At 72.6% G+C, this 18778-nt stretch carries 15 protein-coding genes and 1 pseudogene; 13 read left to right on the top strand and 3 right to left on the bottom strand.

Features of this window, described 5'->3' with window-relative positions; translation table 11 throughout:
- From GY24_RS14085 to GY24_RS14055, 7 genes and pseudogenes are all read left to right on the top strand, one after another.
- Positions 1–324: pseudogene (locus GY24_RS14085) on the top strand (ABC transporter ATP-binding protein); the annotation flags it as partial.
- Positions 321–1427, top strand: a complete 1107-nt coding sequence (locus tag GY24_RS14080) for a putative FMN-dependent luciferase-like monooxygenase (RefSeq protein WP_104476826.1) — start codon at positions 321–323, stop codon at positions 1425–1427. The pseudogene GY24_RS14085 and the gene GY24_RS14080, both read left to right, overlap by 4 nt.
- Positions 1424–2041 carry a CMD domain protein gene (locus GY24_RS14075; protein WP_104476825.1) on the top strand — a complete coding sequence of 206 codons (618 nt, stop codon included), beginning with the start codon at positions 1424–1426 and terminating at the stop codon, positions 2039–2041. The genes GY24_RS14080 and GY24_RS14075 overlap by 4 nt, the downstream gene beginning before the upstream one ends.
- Positions 2038–2676 carry an alkylhydroperoxidase domain protein gene (locus GY24_RS14070; protein WP_104476824.1) on the top strand — a complete coding sequence of 213 codons (639 nt, stop codon included), beginning with the start codon at positions 2038–2040 and terminating at the stop codon, positions 2674–2676. The genes GY24_RS14075 and GY24_RS14070 overlap by 4 nt, the downstream gene beginning before the upstream one ends.
- A 157-nt stretch (positions 2677–2833) precedes the next feature.
- Positions 2834–3517, top strand: coding sequence for a 2-phospho-L-lactate guanylyltransferase (gene cofC / locus GY24_RS14065; protein WP_104476822.1), 684 nt, complete (start codon positions 2834–2836; stop codon positions 3515–3517).
- A 105-nt stretch (positions 3518–3622) separates the two neighbouring features.
- Entirely contained in the window at positions 3623–3913 is a 291-nt protein-coding gene (locus GY24_RS14060) for a hypothetical protein (protein ID WP_133161206.1), read from the top strand.
- A 132-nt stretch (positions 3914–4045) separates the two neighbouring features.
- Complete coding sequence (locus GY24_RS14055; protein ID WP_104476818.1) at positions 4046–5836, top strand: stealth conserved region 3 domain-containing protein; 1791 nt, start codon at positions 4046–4048, stop codon at positions 5834–5836.
- Positions 5837–5847: 11 nt separating this feature from the next.
- Here GY24_RS14055 and GY24_RS14050 read toward each other — a convergent pair whose 3' ends face one another.
- Positions 5848–6786 (bottom strand): phosphodiesterase, encoded by a 939-nt coding sequence (locus GY24_RS14050; protein ID WP_104476816.1) that lies wholly within the window; start codon positions 6784–6786, stop codon positions 5848–5850.
- A 136-nt stretch (positions 6787–6922) separates the two neighbouring features.
- Here GY24_RS14050 and GY24_RS14045 point away from each other — a divergent pair, with 136 nt between their 5' ends.
- Both GY24_RS14045 and GY24_RS14040 read left to right on the top strand, forming a co-directional pair.
- Entirely contained in the window at positions 6923–7288 is a 366-nt protein-coding gene (locus GY24_RS14045; RefSeq protein ID WP_104476813.1) for a DUF488 domain-containing protein, read from the top strand.
- Positions 7289–7335: 47 nt separating this feature from the next.
- Positions 7336–8946 carry a DUF7059 domain-containing protein gene (locus GY24_RS14040; RefSeq protein ID WP_104476811.1) on the top strand — a complete coding sequence of 537 codons (1611 nt, stop codon included), beginning with the start codon at positions 7336–7338 and terminating at the stop codon, positions 8944–8946.
- A gap of 95 nt (positions 8947–9041) precedes the next feature.
- Here GY24_RS14040 and GY24_RS17710 read toward each other — a convergent pair whose 3' ends face one another.
- The gene (locus GY24_RS17710) at positions 9042–9212 is read right to left on the bottom strand and encodes a hypothetical protein (protein WP_161498749.1); all 171 of its coding nucleotides are present in this window, start codon (positions 9210–9212) and stop codon (positions 9042–9044) included.
- Positions 9213–9394: 182 nt separating this feature from the next.
- On the opposite strand from GY24_RS17710, the gene GY24_RS14035 reads away from it, so the two are divergent.
- Both GY24_RS14035 and GY24_RS14030 read left to right on the top strand, forming a co-directional pair.
- Positions 9395–10324, top strand: coding sequence for a J domain-containing protein (locus GY24_RS14035; RefSeq protein ID WP_104476809.1), 930 nt, complete (start codon positions 9395–9397; stop codon positions 10322–10324).
- 89 nt (positions 10325–10413) lie between these two features.
- The gene (locus GY24_RS14030; protein ID WP_133161205.1) at positions 10414–13722 is read left to right on the top strand and encodes an InlB B-repeat-containing protein; all 3309 of its coding nucleotides are present in this window, start codon (positions 10414–10416) and stop codon (positions 13720–13722) included.
- Here the strand turns inward: GY24_RS14030 and GY24_RS14025 are convergent.
- Complete coding sequence (locus GY24_RS14025) at positions 13694–14185, bottom strand: LysM peptidoglycan-binding domain-containing protein (protein WP_104476805.1); 492 nt, start codon at positions 14183–14185, stop codon at positions 13694–13696. The genes GY24_RS14030 and GY24_RS14025 overlap by 29 nt on opposite strands.
- 182 nt (positions 14186–14367) lie before the next feature.
- On the opposite strand from GY24_RS14025, the gene GY24_RS14020 reads away from it, so the two are divergent.
- A complete protein-coding gene (locus tag GY24_RS14020) occupies positions 14368–14757 on the top strand; it encodes a PPOX class F420-dependent oxidoreductase (RefSeq protein ID WP_083364758.1) in 390 nt (129 codons plus the stop codon).
- 124 nt (positions 14758–14881) lie between these two features.
- On the top strand, positions 14882–18463 hold the full coding sequence (locus GY24_RS14015) for a TM0106 family RecB-like putative nuclease (protein ID WP_104476803.1): 3582 nt from the start codon (positions 14882–14884) through the stop codon (positions 18461–18463).
- Positions 18464–18778: the final 315 nt, after the last annotated feature.

Below are 18778 nucleotides of genomic sequence, written 5' to 3'. Positions count from 1 at the left end.
CGCCAGCGGGTCGCCATCGCCAGGGCACTCGCGGTGAACCCGGAGATCCTGGTGCTCGACGAGGCCGTCTCCGCCCTCGATGTCACGGTGCAGGCGCAGATCCTGCGGCTGCTGGAGAGCCTGCAGGCCGAGCTCGGGCTCAGCTACCTCTTCATCTCGCACGACCTCGCCGTCGTCAGGCAGATCTCGGACACGGTGTCGGTGATGAGCCGCGGCCGGGCCGTCGAGACCGGCAGCGCCAGCCAGATCTTCGGCAGCCCACAACACGAATACACCCAACAACTGCTCGCAGCAGTGCCATCAGTCAAGGAGTTCTCAGCATGAGCGACATTGCTTCAACACAGCCGGCCCGACGCGGCCTCGGATTCTTCACCCGCCTGCTTGACGAGGCGGCACCGGGGGAGCGTTACCGGCTCGCTGCCGAGCAGATCCGCACCGCCGAGCGGTTCGGCTTCGACTCGGCCTGGGTCGCCCAACACCACTTCAGCGCCAGCGAGGGCGGGCTGCCCGCGCCGCTCGTGTTCCTCTCCCATGTGGCCGCCCAGACCTCGACGATCCGGCTCGGCACCGGCATCGTGACGCTGCCGCTGGAGGACCCGGTGCGGGTCGCCGAAGACGCCGCGGTGCTCGACCTGCTCGCCGGCGGGCGCCTTGAGTTGGGCGTCGGCTCGGGCGGCACCGCCTCCTCGTTCGCCGCCTTCGGCAAGCGCAGCGAGGACCGTGGCGCGATCTTCGCCGACCACCTCGCCGTGCTGCGCGACGCCTTCGCCGGCCTCCCGCTCGGAGCGGGCAGCGCGGACTTCGCTGCCGCCCGTGAGAACCGGCTCTACCCGGCGGCCCCGCAGCTCGGCGGCAAGCTCTGGCAGGCGACGTTCTCGGTGGCCGGCGGCAGCCGGGCCGCCGCAGCGGGGGACGGCCTGATGCTCTCCCGCACCCAGCCGCGCCCGCCCGGGGCTCCCCGCGCGAGCCTGGACGACATCCAACGCCCCATCGTCGACGCCTACTACGAGGCCCTCCCGGCCGGGGCGACGCCGCGCATCATGGCCTCCCGCACGCTCTTCGTCGCCGACGACCGTGCAGAGGCGCTGCGCATCGCCGAGCCGAACCTGCGGCGGGCGGCAGCCGGCTTCCGCGCCGGCGGCCAGCAGATCGAGGGCGACTCCCTCGAGGATCTGATCGCCGGCCTCGACACGCACATCGGCACCGTCGACGACGTGATCGAATCGCTCGCGGCCGACCGCAGCCTCGACCGGGTCAGCGACGTCGTCTTCCAGGTGCACTCCGTCGACCCGCCGCACGAGCTGGTGCTGCGCTCGATCGAGCTCATCGCCACCCAGGTCGCGCCCGCGCTCGGCATCGGCCACCACTCGCTCGAATCGCTCGCTGGCGAATCCGCCGCACACACCAGAACAGGAGCACACGCATGACCACCATCACCCCGCCCGACGTGATTGATGAGCTGCTCGGGGTCACCCCGGGTTCGGCCATCGACGAGCTGCGCGCCCGCCGCCCCGTCACCCGCGCCAACGCGCAGGCCAGCTATGACGCGCTGTTCACCCCTGAGCACCCCGGCACGGTGAGCGCCGTCGAGCGCCTCGCGGTCGCCGCCTTCGTCGCGGGGCTGCACGCCTCGGCCCCGACTGAGCGGTACTACGCCGAGCAGCTGCTCAGCGCGGCCGCCGCCCCGGTCGCCGACGAGTCGGCGCGCGCACTGCCGCAGGCCGTCGCCACCGAGATCGCCGCGGCCCGCACCAGCGGCCCCTACGGCGCCTACCCGGCCGGCCCGCTCAGCGTCGAGGACACCGAGGGGCTCCGCTACCGCGTCGCCCCCGATCGCCGGGACGTGCTCGGCGTGCGCCTGTCCGCCGCCCTCGACCACGCCCACCTGCTCGTCTTCCGCCCGCGCGAGGCCAGCCCCGCCGCGCTGCAGGCGCTGCTCGACGCCGGGTGGAGCACGAGCGACATCGTCACGCTCTCCCAGCTCGTCGCCTTCCTCACCTTTCAGATTCGCGTTGTCGCCGGATTGGAGCTCCTGTCATGACCACCTCGTCCACACCCGCAGCCGTCGCCCCCGAGGCCGTGATCGAACACGCAGACCTCGACCGCCCCGTCGCCTTCACCCAGGCTGAGCTCGGCTGGGTGCCGTGGCTGGAGCCGCTGCCGGAATCCGAGTTCGAGGAGCGGCACTGGACGGGCCTCGTCGACGCCTCGCGCGCCAAATCGCCCTACTTCGCCCTGTTGGCCCGCGACCCTGAGATCCTCGGCGCCCGCACCCGCACCGACAAGGACATCTTCTACAACACCAAGGAGGGCCTGCCGCGGGCCGAGCGCGAGCTCGCCGCCACCGCCACGAGCAGGCACAACGGCTGCATCTTCTGCGCCAGCGTGCACTCGCGCTTCGCGAGCCACCACTCCAAGCGCGGCGACGACGTGCAGCGCCTGCTCGACGAGGGCACGGATGCCGCGCTCGACTCGCGCTGGCGGGCCATCGTCGACGCCTCCGTCGCCCTCGCCAGCACCCCGGTCGCGCTGACCGCCGGCCACATCGCCGAGCTGCGCGCACAGGGACTCGACCCGCTCGAGATCGCGGACGTCATCCACGGATCCGCGTTCTTCAGCTGGGCCAACCGGCTGATGCTGAGCCTCGGAGAACCCGAGGCGCCGGCGACGCCGTAGCGGCCGCGTTCCGGCGCACAACGCCGGCGCGCACAGAGGCACCCGCGATCTCGCGGGTGCCTCTGTTCATGGGGCAGCCCGGGCCGGGCCGGCGATATTGCCGCTACCGTGGAACCAGAAGCTGTTGTGAACGAGCTGCGGTCGCGGAGGAGGAGCCATGGGTCTCGAACGTGACCTCGGTGCGCTGCACTGGTCGCTGGTCATCCCGGTGCGCCGCTCTGACACCGCCAAGAGCCGGCTCGCCGACGGCACACCGGAGCTGGCCAGGGCCATCGCCCTGGACACCATCGTCGCGGCCTCCCGCACCGAAGGCGTCGCCTCGCTGCTCGTGGTCACCGACGACGACACTCTGGGGGCGGCCCTGCTGCCGCTCGTGCGCCCGGAAGACACGACCCTGCGCATCGTGCAGCAGGGAGCCGTGCAGGGCCTGAACCCCTCGATCCGGCTCGGCCTCCGCGCCGCCAGGGGCGAGCACGACGGCGGCGGCCTCGCCGTGATGCTCGGCGACCTGCCGGCCCTCCGCCCCGCCGAGCTGGCGGGCGCCCTCGACGCTGCCGGCCGGCACCAGCAGGCGGTCGTCGCCGACCACGACGGCACCGGCACCACGCTCCTGACCGCGCGCCCCGGTGCCCGGTTGGAGCCCGCCTTCGGCAGCGGTTCGTTCGCCCGCCACGTGCAGGCGGGGCACGAGGCGTTGGCGCTCGGCCCGGAGTCCACTGTGCGCGCCGACGTCGACACCCGGGCCGACCTGGAACGCGCACTGGGCCTCGGACTCGGCGAGCACACCAGGGCGGCGCTGGCACCGGAGGCCGAGCGGCGGTTGCGGCTGCTGCACGCCTGAGCGCGGTTCGCGGAGCCGTTGCTGCACGCAGGCGGGCTTCAGTGCTCTCCCGCAGCGCGCTCGGGGTGCTGCCCTGATCTGTGCGGATGCCCGGGGGAGGAGTGTGTGTCGGTAGCCATCTTCCCCCTCTGGAGCCCCCACATGTACGACGAGTTCGAGTCCATTGTCCGCGCACTGAGCGAGCGCGGCGCCGCCGTCGAGCGTCGCGTCGCCCGCCGTCGCGCGGATGGCGCCGCAGCGCGGTCCGCACGCACTGTACGCCTGCGCGCCGAGGCCAAGCCGGAACCCGCCGTGCCGCCGCTTCCCGACTTCGGCCCGCCGACCGAACCGCTCGCCGTCATCCCGCAACCGCGCTACTCGGCGCAGCACGTGCCCGAGATCGGCTGGAGCCGGTAGCCGCCGGGCACCCGCGCATCGGCGAGCCTTCTAGGCCCGCAAGCTAGTCTGTGATCAGCCATCTTGGGTCGCCGCACGCGCCGCGTGGCAGAGGCGCGCAAGCTCTGGCTGATGTGCAGAGGGGCCGCTTCGATGACAGACATTCCGCGTGACACCGAGAAGCCCCACCCGTTGGGCGATCCGAGTAAGCCGGCGGCCTTCGCCCGCAGCGACGACGCCAGGGCCCTCGCCCCCGAACGCGAACGGCACGGCTTCCTGAGCGCCGAACCCGAACCGGTGTTGCGCCGTCAGACGGAGCCAACTGTGGCCCCGGGGAGCGGTACGCCGCGCCGCTTCGCCCGCACCGACCTCGTGCTGCGCCGCGGCGAGTACACCCTCACCTCCGGGCATTTCACGCCGCAGGAGTCGATGGTCGACGACCTCCTCGCGGTGCGTGCAGCCCTCATCGACGCCGGGATCGACTTCCTGCTCGTGCGCGGCGACAACGACCGGCCGGTGATCGCCGTGGACCGCCGCCAGCGCAGGGCGCTGAGCCGTGCGCTCGCCGAGGCGTTCCGCGACGAGCCCTTCTACTCCGCGACGCTCGACCGGCCGGGCAAACCCTCCGTGCTGCTCGCCGACGGCGTGCTGTCCCCGGCGCGCAAGGCCGCGGTGTTCCGCCTCTACCGCCCCCGCGTCGAACCGATCGGCCGCCTGCGGTACGGGCCGGAGACCGCCTTCCAGCTGGAGCTCTGGCGTTTCGGCGACGACGAGATCGTCGCGCCGCGCGAGAACGCGCTGATGCGCGCGCGCATGCCCCGGCATGAGGCGGTCGAAGACACCGTCGAGCTCTACGGGCGCCGCTGGCGCACCCTCGAGCACATGTTCGCCGAGCTGGCCAGCGACGTCAGCTTCGACATCGACATGGTCTTCTCCTGGGTGGACGGCAGCGATGCCGCGTTCCAGCGGGCGCGGGCGGCGCGCATGGCCGGCTACGTCGTCGGTGACGGCGACGACTCCGACGCCCGCTTCCGGCAGATCGACGAGCTGAAGTACGCCCTGCGCAGCGTCTACCTCTTCGCCCCGTGGGTGCGCCGCATCTTCATCGCCACCGACTCCCCGGTGCCGGCCTGGCTCGGCGAGCACCCGCGGGTCACCGTGGTGCGCAGCGAGGAGTTCTTCCAGAACCCGGACGCCCTGCCCACCCACAACTCGCACGCGGTCGAGTCGCAACTGCACCACATCCCGGGCATCGCGAAGCACTTCCTCTACTCCAACGACGACATGTTCTTCGGGCGCCCGCTCAGCCCTGAGCTGTTCTTCTCGCCGGGCGGCGTGACGAAGTTCGTCGAGGCCGGCACCCGGATCGGGCTCGGCGAGAGCAACCAGAGCCGCAGCGGGTTTGAGAACGCCGCCCGGGTGAACCGCCGGCTGCTCAAGCAGCGCTTCGGCAAGGTGACGACCCGCCACCTCGAGCACTGTGCCGCGCCCCTGCGCACCGATGTGCTCGACACGATGGAGCGGGAGTTCGCCGAGGACTTCGCCCGCACAGCGGCCAGCCAGTTTCGCTCGGCCACCGACATCTCCGTGACGAACTCGCTCTACCACTACTACGCGCTGGTGACAGGGCACGCCGTCACCCAGACACTCGCGCGGGTCAAGTACATCGAGACGACGCTGCGCTCGGCGCTGCCCGCGATGGACAAACTCGTCAAACGCCGCGATCAGGACATGTTCTGCCTGAACGACGGCAGCAAGCCCGAGATCTCCAACGAGACACGCACGGCCGCCGTGACCGAATTCTTGGAGAAGTACTTCCCGTTTCCAGCGCCGTGGGAGCGGGACACGGACCGCCCGGCCGACGCGGAGGCCGAGGTGGGCGCGGAGATCTCCGAGGCGATCAACGAGGCGGTGAGGGCCGCCGCGGCATCCGCCCAGCCCTGAACGCGCCCGGCCTACGCCAGGACGGGGATCGGGGTCGTCGGCGGCCCGGTCACCGTCGACGGCGCGATGCGGATGCCGTCGGCCGCCAGCAGGCGCGCCGTCTCAGCGGCGTCGACGTAGCTGAGCGGTGCAGCACTGAGAGGCGCGGAGCCGCCGAGCGGCACCACCGAGTGCAGCACGGTGTCCGGGTACACGTGCACGAGGTTGAACGCCTGTGCGCCATCGCGACCGCGGGTGCCGCCGACCGGCACGTTGAGGTCTTGGGTGTAACAGGTGGCGGACGCCACAGACACCGGGATCCCGGCGAAGGTCGCCATCGAGGAGTAGTGCAGGTGCCCGGCGATGATGCTGCGCACATCGCTGCCGCGGAGCACGGCGGCCAGCGGGGCCTGCTCGCGCAGCTCGACCGAGACGGCGAGATCGAGCACACTCGGGATCGGCGGGTGGTGCATCGCCAGGATGGTGCCGTGCGGCGCCGGCGTGGCCAGCTCCCGGGCGAGCCAGTCCAGCTGGGCCGTGGTGATCGCGCCGAAGTGGTGCCCGGGCACGGTGGAGTCGAGGGTGATCAGCCGCAGCCCGTTCAGGTCGTGCACGGCGTCGACCGGCATCGACGACGGGGCCTCGCCGAGCAGCTCGCGGCGGAACGCCCCGCGGTCGTCGTGGTTGCCCATCACCCAGATGACGCGGGCGCCGAGCCGCGCGGCGACCGGCTCGACGATCTCGCGCAGGCGCCGGTAGGCGTCCGGCTGGCCCTTGTCGGCCAGATCACCGGTGAAGACGATCGCCTCCGGACGCCCGCCCGACGCTTCGAGCTCGTCGAAGAGCCGCCGCAGCAGGGCCGTGCTGTCGACCCGGTCGTAGAGTTTGCCGTCGCCAGCGAGCAGGTGGGTGTCGCTCAGGTGGAGCAAGAAATGATGAGGCCGTGGGTATTCGGCCGTGCGTGCAGTCACACCAATCCTCCGTTCATCAGGGTGCGCTCCGCAGCGCGCACCCTCACGGTGCACACATTCCAGCAGACGAATCCGGATGACGACTGCGAGATCCCGGCGCGTCTTGCTTTCCGGCGACAAGCTGCGAGCATGAGGTATGGCTGTTCAGATCAAGCGGGCCTACGCGGATGCCGAGCCCGCCGACGGGTTCCGGGTGCTGGTCGATCGCCTCTGGCCGCGCGGGGTGAGCCGCGAGCGCGCCGCCCTCGACCTCTGGCTGAAGGACGCCGCGCCGAGCCCCGCCCTGCGCACCTGGTGGGGGCACGACCCGGCCCGCCTGGACGAGTTCGCGGCCCGCTACCGGGCGGAGCTCGAGAGCGAGCCGGCGGCGGTCGCCGCCGTCGCCGAGCTGCGCCGCCTGGCCGCGGCGAACACGACGCTCACCCTGGTCTACGGAGCGCGCGACCCGCTCGTGAACCACGCCGCGGTGCTGCGGGACTACCTCGCCGGCGCGTCGGCCTGAACGGCGCCCGGTGTGCCGGCACAGCGCGCATGCAGTTGAATTGAGGCATGGCCGTTGAACTGACCCCGCCCGCCGACTCCGCACCCGCCGCGGGCCCCGCCGTCCGACTGGACCTCCCCGCGATCGCCCGGCTCCGGGCCGACCTTGCGGCGGCACACTTCACGCAGGCCGCGCTCGACGGGCTGTGGGGCCCGGATGCCGCCGACGCGCTCCGTCGCAACGAACGCCTCCCCGCGCTGCGGGCGCTCGCCGCGCTCCGCGCCCGGACAGGGGAGCCGGGCGCCCTCGCCACACTCGCCGAGCTGTTCCTGCTCGGCGGCAGGGTGCCGGAGAGCGAGGTGCAGGCGGCGCTGCCGCAGCTCGGCGCGGACGGCGCCATCGCGCTCGGCCTGCTCTGGCCGGCATCCGCTGAGCTCATCGCCCCGGAACGCTCGCTGCGCGCCCTGCTCGAGCTGCGCCCCTACGAGTTCACCGACAGCCGCGGCCACGCCTCCTGGTGGATCACCTCCGACCTCGGCGAGCTCGCCCGCGGCGGCCCCCTCGGCGAGGACCACGTGCTCGGCGTCGGCGGGGCCTCCCGCACGCTCTCGGCGCTGATGCTGCAGAACGCCGTCGACTCGGCGCTCGACCTCGGCACCGGCTGCGGCATCCAGGCCATGCACGCCGCCCGGCACGCCGGCCGCGTCGTCGCCACCGACATCTCGCAGCGCGCCCTCGAGCTGGCCGCGTTCAACGCCGCGCTCAACGAGATCGAGGGGGTCGAGTTCCGGCTGGGCAGCCTGTTCGAGCCCGTCGCCGGCGAGCGGTTCGACCACGTCATCAGCAACCCGCCGTTCGTCATCACGCCGCGGGTGGAGGGCGTGCCGAGCTACGAGTACCGCGACGGCGGCATGGTCGGCGACGCCCTCGTCGAGACCGTGATGCGGGACGCCGCGGCGCACCTCACGCCGGGCGGCGTGCTGCAGATGCTCGGCAACTGGGAGTACACGGCGGCGGTTCCGGATGCCTTCGACCGGCTGCAGGGCTGGCTGGAGCCCGCGCTGGACTACTGGATCGTGGAGCGCGAGGTGCAGTCGGCGACCCGGTACGCGGAGACCTGGATCCGCGACGGCGGCACCCGCTCCGGCACCCGCGAGTTCGACCAGCTGTTCGGCGCGTGGCTCGACGACTTCGCCGACCGCGGCGTGACCCAGGTCGGCTTCGGCTACGTGCTACTGCGCCTGTCCGACGAAACCCCGACGATGGCCCGCCTGGAGCGCCTGCACACCCCTCTCGGCGACAACGAGTGGGGCCTCGGCGTGCACCTCGGCAACTGCCTCGCCGCCCACGACTGGCACGCCGCCCAGAGCGACGCCGAGTTCGCCGAGGCGTGCCTCACCGTCTCCGGCGACGTGACCGAGGAGCGCCACTACTGGCCGGGCAACGAAGACCCGAGCGAGCTGCTGTTGCGCCAGGGCGGCGGCTTCGCCCGCACCATCTCGCCGGGAACCGCGCTGGCGGCCCTCGTCGGCGCCTCGGACGGCAGCCTGAGCGTCGGGGCGATCGCCGGCGCCCTCGCCCAGCTGCTCGAGGTGGACGAGGCCGAGCTGCGCGCCGAACTGTTGGGCGGCGCGCGCCGGCTGCTGGATGACGGCATCCTGCTGCCGCCGGAGGCCTGAGCCGCGGCATCCGCCCGCCTCCGGTGATCGACTCCGAAGAGAACGCCTCAGAGCTCGCGCATTGGAGCATTCTCTGCTGAGTCGATGCCGGAGGCTCAGCGGGGATCGTTGCGCCGCGCGGCCCGGGCACGCAGCAGCCAGTCGAGCCACACGGCCACGAGGAGCACGACCCCGAGCCAGAACATCCAGCCGATCGCGTCGATGAGGCTGCCGGCGAAAAGCATGAGCACGGCGATCACCACGATGATGATGAGGAGTGGGGACATGTCTGCCTCCTTCGGTGAGAGCAGCACGGGCGCAGCGCGGTTGATCGTGGCGTCTGCCCGTCTGTCGCCACGGTAGGCCGCACCGGGCGGGCGCGCAAGCGGCTTCGGCGCCCGCTGATCGTGCTCTCGGCAGAGGCCGCTAGTCTCAGTGTGACCATTCTGATCTCGCCCGAAAGTGATCCATGCAGGACAGCCCCCTCTCCGCGTCACCCTACGAAGTTCTGGGCGTCGCCTCGAACGTCAACGAGGAGGAGCTGCGCAAGGCCTACCGGCGGATGCTGCGGGTCACCCACCCGGACACCGGGGGAGACCCGGTGCGCTTCGACGCCGTGCAGCGCGCCTGGGTGCTGGTCGGCACCAGTGAGGCGCGCGCCCGCTACGACCGGGGCGGCCCGGGCGCCGGGTCCACCCCGAGCCACACCTGGACGGCGCAGGCCGCCGGCCCCCGCCGGGATTCCCGGCCGACGGCCCGCTCGCACGGCCACCCCGGCGGCTGGAGCCGGGAGCGGTACCTCGTGCTCATGCGCGAGTGGGTCGGCCGCGGCCGCCCCCTGAGCGACCCGTACGACCCGGCGCTGGTGCGCTCGGCGCCCCGTGACATCCGCCACCTGCTGGCCAATGCGCTCGCGGAAGAGGTGACCGCGCGCCAGGTGGCGACCCTCGGCATCGGCTTCTCGGTCTGGCACGACATCGCCACGAGCGCCGCCGGCCCCTCCCTGCCGCCGAAGCTCGACCACGTCGTGCTCGGCCCGACCGGTCTCTTCGCCCTGCAGAGCGAGGACTGGGGCGGCGAGGTGCGCATCAAGCGCGGCGAGCTCATCGGTGAGGCGTTGAACGGCGAACAGCCCATGCACGACCTGGCGGTGCGGGCGAAGTCGGTCTCGAAGGCGGCCAAGGTGAAGTTCACCGGGCTGTTGATCGTCGTCCCGGATGACGCGGCGCCCAGCTCGCTGGAGGTCCTCGGCAAGTCGCGCGGCGCGGTGACGGCGCTCGTGACGCAGTCCCGCCTGCCCGGCGTGCTGCGCGACGGGCTGCCCGGCGCCGCGCGCATCGGCGGCACCGAGCTGTTCGAGGTGCGCACGCGGCTGCAGGCCGCGGTCAGGTTCGTCTGAGCCGCGGCATCCGCACGAGATGACGCACCAAGCAGAAGTGGCGACCTAGGTCCATAGTCCCGGCCCTGCCGCACTGGGAGCGTGGGAGGATGTCGGATTCTCCTGCCCCCGCCGCCGCCGCCGCCGTCCTGCCTGCCCGCCCCGCAATCGCCAGCGGGGTGCGCGGAGTCGCACACCGGGCTCTGCGCGGTGTGCTCAGCGTGCTGTTGGTGCCGGCGCTCGCGCTGGCCGGTCTGGTCGCCGGCCCCGTGGACTCCGCCTCAGCCGCTGCGGACCCCACGACCTTCGCAGAGCTGGAGGCGGCGTTCGCAGCGGGTGGAGTGGTGCGACTCGGCGGTGACATCACCCAGGGCGGCGCGGGGCTCGTCGCACCGGTTGGCATCCCACTCGCGCTCAACCTCGGCGGGCACGTGCTCACCGTGGAAGGGGCAGGGGATAGATACTCGACGGACGGCCAACCCGGAATCGGGGTGCCGGCGGGGGCCGCGCTGACCATCGAGGGACCGGGAACACTGGATGCCCGCGGAGGAGGGGGAGCTGCGGGAATCGGTGGCCGACCGGGCGGCACGCTCGGAGTCATCACGATCACCGGCGGCACCATCGTCGCGTTCGGCGGCCTGCGCGCCAGCGGCATCGGTGCCGGAAACATCGGCGCTGCGAGCCCGGACGGCTCGATCACCATCATCGACGGCGACGTGACGGCTTATGGGGGCACGACCGGTGGCGCGGGCATCGGCGGCGGCGTTGGATCACCAACGCCGCCGGTGACGATCCGCGGCGGCACCGTGCGAGCGACTGGAGCCGACAACACGTCTGCCGCAATCGGCAGCGGCTGGGCCGGCTTCGGGGCCGACACCGGGCCGGCGCCCGGACCGGTCATCACGATCGACGGCGGCATCGTCACCGCACGGGGGCGGGGCGGATGCTCGCCAGGGCTTGGAACTGCCGGTGGGTACAACAGGGACACCGGAGTGTGCACCCAGGGGCTGCCCGCCACCATCACGATCGGGTCGGCCGCGCGGGTGACCGTCAGTGGCGGGGCGACCGGCTACGACGATTCCCAGGCGATCCGATACGCGGGCGACTCGCTGACCGGCTCGCTGACGAACGCGGGTGTTCTCGTGGTTTCTGGCGGCAGCAGGTTGACCGTCCCCACCGGGGCGTCGCTGGCAAACGCCGGAACGATTCTCGGTGCCCTCAGCGGCACCGTCACGGGAAACAACTACCCGCTCAGCTTCGACGCGCAGGGCGGAACGCCCACCCCAGCCCCTGTCCGGGTCTACGCACCCACGCTCGCCGACGCCCTGCTGGGCGTGCCAGCTGCGCCGACGCGCGACGGTCACGCATTCCTCGGCTGGATGCCGGCTGCCACCGGCTCCGGCGTGCAGCTGGAGGCTTCGACGGCGCTCGCCACCGCGTCGGACACCTGGTACGCGCGCTGGAACGCGGTGGAACAGCACACGGTCTCCTTCGATCGGGGTGACGGCAGCCCCCTTGAGACGCAGCGGGTCGATGGCGGCACACGGGCCACCGCGCCCGCGACGCCGACGCGCGCCGGGCACGGCTTCCTCGGCTGGTTCGCGGCGGGCGAAGACACCGCGTGGGAGTTCGGCACGCCCATCACCGGCCCCGTCGCGCTCACGGCCCGGTGGTCGCTGAACACATACTTGGTGACCGTGGACCGGGGCGACGGCAGTCCGGCCCTTGTCTCGTCGGCAGGTCACGGCACGAGGATTGCGGAGCCCGATGCGCCACTGCGCGTCGGACACCGATTGGACGGGTGGTTCGCGGCGGGCTCCGACACGGCCTGGAACTTCGGCACCGCGGTCACGGGCCCGGTCACGCTCACCGCCAGGTGGACGCCGAACAGCTACGCGGTGACCCTTGATCGCGGTGACGGCAGCGCTGTCGAGTCTCGTTCGGCGACGCACGGCACCGCGATCGCGGAACCGGAGACGCCGACGCGCCTCGGGTACGCCTTCGTCGGGTGGTTCGCCGCGGGTGCCGACACGGCCTGGAACTTCGACACCCCGGTCACGGGGCCCGTCGCGCTCACCGCCAGGTGGACGCTGAACCGATACGCGGTGAGTCTCGACCGGGGCGACGGCAGCGCCGTCGAGACTCGCTCCGCCGATCACGGCACGGCGATCGTGGAGCCGACCGAGCCGTCGCGCACCGGCCACGCCTTCGGCGGCTGGTTTGCGGCCGATGCCGACACGGCGTGGGACTTCGGCACCCGTGTCACGGGCCCGGTGGAGCTGACCGCGCACTGGAGCATCAACAGCTACCGGGTCGACTTCGACAGTGCGGGCGGCAGCGACGTTGCGGCGCAGACGCTCGACCACGGTTCGCTCGTGCTGCGCCCCCAGGATCCCGAGTGGGCCGGGCACGACTTCCTCGGTTGGTTCGCCGCCGTCGACGGCGGCAGCGAGTGGGCATTCTCCACCGCGGTCGTCGCGCCGAGCACCCTGCACGCGCGCTGGGCGGCGCACACCAGCGTCTCGCTCTCGGTGCTGCCGGATGCCGCGGCCGTCGCCGCCGGCACGAGCGTGACCGTGACGGCATCCGTCACCCCGGCCACCGCGCGGGGCAGCATTGAGCTGTTCGACGGCGACACCTCCCTCGGGCGGGGCATTCTCTCCGGTGGGATCTTCCGCCTGGCCGCTGGCACCTTCTCGGCGACGACGAGCGTGCTGGGTGCCGGGTCGCACAGCCTGAGCGCCGCGTTCACACCGGCCGACACGGGGTTCGCCGCGTCGAGTTCGCCCGTGGTCGCGCTGCTCGTGAACGCCCGGCTGCCGCAGGGCCCCGGGCCCGCGCTCGACGGTGACGAGTTGTTGGGGGAGGCCGGGGACAACGGGTGGCCGGTGCTGCCCGGTGGCGGTGCCGACACCGCCCCGGTGCCGTGGGGCGAGGCGACGGACAGCTTCGTGGACGTGTTCCTCTATGACCCGCAGACGCCGCTCGGCACGCTGCCGGTGGTCGACGGTGCCGTCCAGCGCGCCGGGCTGACGCTGCCGCAGCTGGCGCCGGGAGAGTATCTGCTGGCCTTCGTCGGCCAGACCACGGGTGCCGTCACGATCGTGCGGTTCACGATCGCGGAGCCGCCGGTCGTCCCGCCGGTCGTGCCGCCGGTCACACCTCCGGTCGTGCCGCCGGTCACACCTCCGGTCACACCCCCAGTGGTGCCCCCAGTCGTGCCGCCGGTCGTGCCGTCGACCGTGCCGGCCGGCACCTCGGACGACGCCCTGGCGTCGACGGGGGTTGACTCCGCGCCCTGGCTGCTGCTCGGCAGCGTGCTGCTGCTCGCCGGGGCCTGGCTGACGCGCCGTCGCATCCGGAGCAGGGCCGCCTCCGCAGCGTGGGGGCCTAGCGGGTGGTGGTCCAGTCGAGGTTGATGACCTGGCCGATGTAGATCTCGGTGCCGAGCGACGGGATGGACGGGTTCATCTTGAGCAGCTGCTGCTGCGGCAGGTCGAAGCGCTGGGCGATGTCGAAGAAGACGTCGCCGCTGACGACCGTGTAGGTCAGGAGTGCGCCGTCGCCGGCCGCCGTGATCGGGCCCATCGCCCCGTCGACCAGCCCGAGGTCCACGGCGGGGCCGGGCACCACGGGGGCCGCCGGGGCGTTCGGCTCAATCTCCACGACGATCGGCGGGGCGGAATCGACCGGCTGCTCAGCCCGAGGCGCCTCGGGCTCCGGCGTGGCGGTGGGCGTCGGCGGCGGGGTCGGCGCGACCGTCACGAAGACGGTGGCCGGGGGAGCGGCCGGCTCCCCGGCACACCCGCCCAGGCCGAGAATGCCGAGCGCGGCAACGCCCAGACAGAGCGCGGCACGCTTCGACGATGCGGTGAGCTGCACGGCGGATCCCCCTTGATGGCTGCGTCGTGGGCCCTGCCGCTCCGCTCAGCGGGAACACGGCGCCCGCCCCTCCGACGGTCGGCCCAACGTCTCGAAGAATACGGGCTGGCTCGGCTCAGGGCAAGGGTCGGGCGCGGGGCCCGCCTGGCGTGCGGATGCCGGCATCCGTGGTTCACTGCAGTATGACTGTGATTCCCGCGAACCTGGAGTACCTGCTCGAACAGCCGATCTACGCCGCTCTCGGCACGATCCGCCCGGACAACACGGTGCAGGTGAACCCGATGTGGTTCGAGCGCGTCGGCGACGAGATCCACTTCACGCACACGAACAAGCGCGGCAAGTTCCGCAACCTCAAGCACAACCCGTCGATGAGCCTGGCCGTGATCGACCCGGCCGACCCGCACACCTACGTGGAGCTGCGCGGGCACCTGAGCGCGGTGATCGATGACCCGAGCGGCGCCTTCTACGTGCGCCTCGGGCAGCGCTACGGCAACGCCGCCCAGCAGCCGCCGGCCGACAGCGCCGACCGCGTCATCCTCGTGATGAGCATCGACAAGGCGCTCGGGCACTAGGCGCATCGGGAACGCCCGGGCCCTGGCGGCGGGCCGCCGTCCGGCCGCGCCGTCCGGCCGTGTCGGTGCCAGCGGCTAGCCTCGGAGAGAGCGGAGCCGAGCGGCCCCGCGCGAGGAGGTCTGGGTGTTTCTGCTTGACGACGTCGTGGTGACGAGCGCCTCTGACCTGGCGACGGCGTCGAAGTGCGAGTTCGCGTTCCTCCGCGCCCTGGACGCCCGGCTCGGCCGCGCCGACAGGGTCGCGCAGAAGGCCGACGCAATGCTGGAGCGTGCCGGAAAGCTCGGCGACGCGCACGAGGAAGCGGTGCTGGAGCGCTACCGCGCCCAGTTCGGTGTCTTCGCGGGCGTCGGCACCGGGGTGATCGAGATCGACCGGCCGAGCGCCTTCGACGCCGTGGCCCGGGATGCCGCGCTCGCCGCCACCGCGGAGGCCTTCGCCTCCGGGGCCGCCGTCGTCTTCCAGGCCGCCTTCTTCGACGGCGACTTCATCGGTTTCGCCGACTTCATCGTGCGCCAGAGTGACGGCCGCTACCTCGTGCAGGACACGAAGCTGGCCCGCTCGGCCAAGGTGACGGCGCTGCTGCAGCTGGCCGCCTACGTCGAGCAGCTCGAGAAGATCGGCGTGCCCGTCGCCGACACCGTGCAGTTGCTGCTCGGCGACGGCAACGTCAGCGAGCACCGGGTCGTCGACATCCTGCCGGTGTACCGGCGCCGCCGGGCCCACCTGCTGCGGATCATCGCCGAGAGGCGGGCCGACACCGGCATCGTCGCGTGGGGCGACGAGCGCTACGCCGCCTGCGGGCAGTGCGAGAGCTGCGAGGCCGAGATCCAGGCGCACCGCGACGTTTTCCTCGTGGCGGGGCTGCGCGGCGGCCAGCGGCTGAAGCTGCGGGCGGCCGGCATCCGCACGATCGACGAGCTGGCGGCCTTCGGCGAGCCCGCGCCTGCCGGCGACGGCGCACGGCGCGGCATCGACGGGATCGGCGACGCCGCCCTGGCCGGTCTCTGCGCGCAGGCCCGGCTGCAGCTGCAGGCGATGGCCGCGGCCGCGGCGGGCGCTGGCGCTGGCGCTGGCGCGCAGAGTGTTCCGCCGTTCGAGGTTGTGGCGGCATCCGCCCTGGAGGCCCTGCCGGTGCCGGATGCGGGCGACATCTTCTTCGACTTCGAGGGCGACCCGCTCTACAGCGAGCAGGGTGGCGGCGACGGCGCCTCGGCGCGCTGGGGGTTGGACTACCTGTTCGGCCTGATCGAACCCGACCACCGCTTCGTGGCGTTCTGGGCGCACAACCACGCCGAGGAACGCCAGGCGCTGATCGACTTCCTTGCCTACGTCGCCGAGCGCCGGGCCGCCCACCCGGGCATGCACATCTACCACTACGCCGCCTACGAGCGCACCCACCTGCTGAGCCTCGCCGCCCGGCACGGCGTCGGCGAGCAGGAGGTCGACCAGCTGCTGCGCGACAACGTGCTCGTCGACCTGTACCCGATCGTGCGGGCGGCGCTGCGCGTTGGCAGCCGCTCCTACTCGATCAAGAAGCTCGAGCCGCTCTACATGGGCGAGGAGGAGCGCGATCAGGCCGGCGTCACCAACGCCGCCGACTCGATCACCGAGTACGCGACGGCAATGGCGCTGCTGGGTGCCGGTGACGAGGAGGCCGGCGCGCAGAAGCTCCGCGAGATCGCCAGCTACAACGAGTACGACTGCCGCTCCACGCTCGAGCTGCGCGACTGGCTGCTCGGCCTGGCCCGCGAGCACGGCATCACGCCGACCGCCGCCAACGCCGACCGGGACGCCGTGATCGAGCTCGCGCCGTCGCCACTGCGGGAGGCCCTGCTGGCGCGCGCCGGCGACCCGCTCGACCTGGCCCGCGGCGCCGACCAGACGGCGGCCGCGTTCGCCGCCGCCGCTCTCGACTACCACCAGCGCGAGCAGAAGAGCTTCTGGTGGGAGCACTTCGCCCGGCTGGAGAACCCGATCGCCGACTGGGCCGACACCCGCGACGTGATGGTGGTCGAGTCGGCCACCGTCGAACGTGACTGGCACCGCGAGGGCAAGCAGCGCGTCGACCGGCGCTGGCTGCGGATCCGCGGCGCCGTCGCGCCCGGCAGCTCCATCAAGAAGGGCGACCAGGCCGGGCCGTTCCTGCTCTACGACAGCCCGGCGCCCTGGCCGGACGAGCGGGCGAACCCGTGGGCGCGGGCCGCGAAGAGCGTGCAGGTGCTCGACGTCGACGACGACGGCGGCGTGCTCGTGCTGGAGACACTGCCGCGGGATGCCGAGCCCTACGACCGTGTGCCGGTGGCTCTCACCCCCAGCTCGCCGCCGCCCGCCGGTGCGCAGAAGGACGCGATCGCCGGCTGGGCGCAGGGCATCGTGGATGCCGGCCGCGAGGCGTCCGGCTGGCCGCGGGACGCCGTCGTCGACCTGCTGCGCCGGGTGGCGCCGCGCGCGCCGGAGTCTGCGGAGGGGAAAGCAGCATCCGCGACGGTGCTGGACGAGGTCATCGCCGCCACGCTCGCGCTGGACCACCAGGCACTCGCCGTGCAGGGCCCGCCCGGCACCGGCAAGACCTACCTCGGCGCGCACCTGATCACCGAGCTCGTCGAGAAGCACGGCTACAAGATCGGCGTCGTCGCGCAGTCGCACGCCGTCGTCGAGAACCTGCTCGAGGGCGTCGTCCGGGCCGGGCTCGACCGGGCGCTGGTCGGCAAGGTGCCGAAGAGCGGCACCGAACCCGGCGCGCGCGTGCCCGGCTATACCGAGCTGGAGAAGAACGGGCACTTGCTGTTCGCGCTGGACCACGCGGCATCCGGTTTCGTCATCGGCGGCACCGCCTGGGACTTCGCCAACCCGGCCCGCTTCAACCGACGCTCGCTCGACCTGCTCGTGATCGACGAGGCCGGGCAGTTCTCGCTCGCCTCCACGATCGCGGCCAGCGTCGCCGCCACGAACCTGCTGCTGCTCGGCGACCCGCAGCAGCTGCCGCAGGTCAGCCAGGGCACGCACCCGGAGCCGGTGGACCAGTCCGCGCTCGGCTGGGTCAGCGCCGGGCACGACGTGCTGCCGCCGGCGTACGGCTTCTTCCTGGCCGAGAGCCGGCGCATGCACCCGGCCGTCACCGCGCCGGTCTCAGCGCTCAGCTACGAGGGCGCCCTGCGCGCTCACCCGGTGGCGGGCGAGCGGCTGCTCGACGGCATCGCGCCCGGACTCCGCTCGGTGCCCGTCGCGCACAGCGGCAACTCGACCGAGTCGGTCGAGGAGGCGGCGGCCGTCGTCGAGCTGGTGCGCGGGGCGCTCGGCGCCGCGTGGAGCGAGGCGGCGCCGGCCGCAGACGGCGAGCGGATGTCGCGGCCGCTCGAGCCGCGCGACGTGATCGTGGTCACCCCGTACAACGCGCAACTGCAGGTCGTGCACGCGGCGCTGGCCGCGGCGGGCCTCGGCGAGGTGCGGGTGGGCACGGTGGACAAGTTCCAGGGGCAAGAAGCGGCCCTCGCGATCGTGTCGCTCGCGGCATCGTCGGCGGAGGACGTGCCCCGCGGCATGGGCTTCCTGATCATGAAGAACCGCCTGAACGTGGCGATCTCCCGCGCGAAGTGGGCGGCCTACCTGCTCTACTCGCCTGAGCTGATCGAGTACCTGCCGGTGACCCCGGACGGGCTGGCCGAGTTGAGCGCCTTCATCAACCTGGTCGAGGCCGGCGAGTAGCCCCCGAAGCCCGGGAGCCAGGGTGATCGGCCGGCGCCATCCCGGGCATCCGCGCGCGCATGTCTCTCGCGGCCCCCGATGTGTCTCGCGGCCCCCGACATACCGCGGGCCGCGAGACGGATCGGGGGCCGCGACGGGCCGGGTGCCGCCGCCCCCATCCCGCTGGTCGAGTAGCGAGGAACGAGCGTATCGAGACCTCGCACGCGACACGGTCGCAGCCAGATACCGGGTCTCGATACGGCCCTGGCGGGCCTACTCGACCAGCGGGGGTGCGGCGGTGTTGGCTTCGGTCGCTGGCGCTCCCTCGAGCCAACG

Origin of the sequence: Microterricola pindariensis, from assembly GCF_002936985.1 — a bacterium.
GTDB classification, from domain to species: Bacteria; Actinomycetota; Actinomycetes; order Actinomycetales; family Microbacteriaceae; genus Microterricola; species Microterricola pindariensis.
This window is presented reverse-complemented; position numbering and strand designations above follow the sequence as displayed.

What these genes read in the sequence shown, in the direction of transcription:
- GY24_RS14055 (WP_104476818.1), top strand. Translation starts at nt 4,046, where the DNA reads ATGACAGACATTCCGCGTGACACCGAGAAGCCCCACCCGTTGGGCGAT.
- GY24_RS14035 (WP_104476809.1), top strand. Translation starts at nt 9,395, where the DNA reads ATGCAGGACAGCCCCCTCTCCGCGTCACCCTACGAAGTTCTGGGCGTC.
- GY24_RS14075 (WP_104476825.1), top strand. Translation starts at nt 1,424, where the DNA reads ATGACCACCATCACCCCGCCCGACGTGATTGATGAGCTGCTCGGGGTC.
- GY24_RS14020 (WP_083364758.1), top strand. Translation starts at nt 14,368, where the DNA reads ATGACTGTGATTCCCGCGAACCTGGAGTACCTGCTCGAACAGCCGATC.
- GY24_RS17710 (WP_161498749.1), bottom strand. Translation starts at nt 9,212, where the DNA reads ATGTCCCCACTCCTCATCATCATCGTGGTGATCGCCGTGCTCATGCTT.
- GY24_RS14080 (WP_104476826.1), top strand. Translation starts at nt 321, where the DNA reads ATGAGCGACATTGCTTCAACACAGCCGGCCCGACGCGGCCTCGGATTC.
- GY24_RS14045 (WP_104476813.1), top strand. Translation starts at nt 6,923, where the DNA reads ATGGCTGTTCAGATCAAGCGGGCCTACGCGGATGCCGAGCCCGCCGAC.
- cofC (WP_104476822.1), top strand. Translation starts at nt 2,834, where the DNA reads ATGGGTCTCGAACGTGACCTCGGTGCGCTGCACTGGTCGCTGGTCATC.
- GY24_RS14030 (WP_133161205.1), top strand. Translation starts at nt 10,414, where the DNA reads ATGTCGGATTCTCCTGCCCCCGCCGCCGCCGCCGCCGTCCTGCCTGCC.
- GY24_RS14070 (WP_104476824.1), top strand. Translation starts at nt 2,038, where the DNA reads ATGACCACCTCGTCCACACCCGCAGCCGTCGCCCCCGAGGCCGTGATC.
- GY24_RS14040 (WP_104476811.1), top strand. Translation starts at nt 7,336, where the DNA reads ATGGCCGTTGAACTGACCCCGCCCGCCGACTCCGCACCCGCCGCGGGC.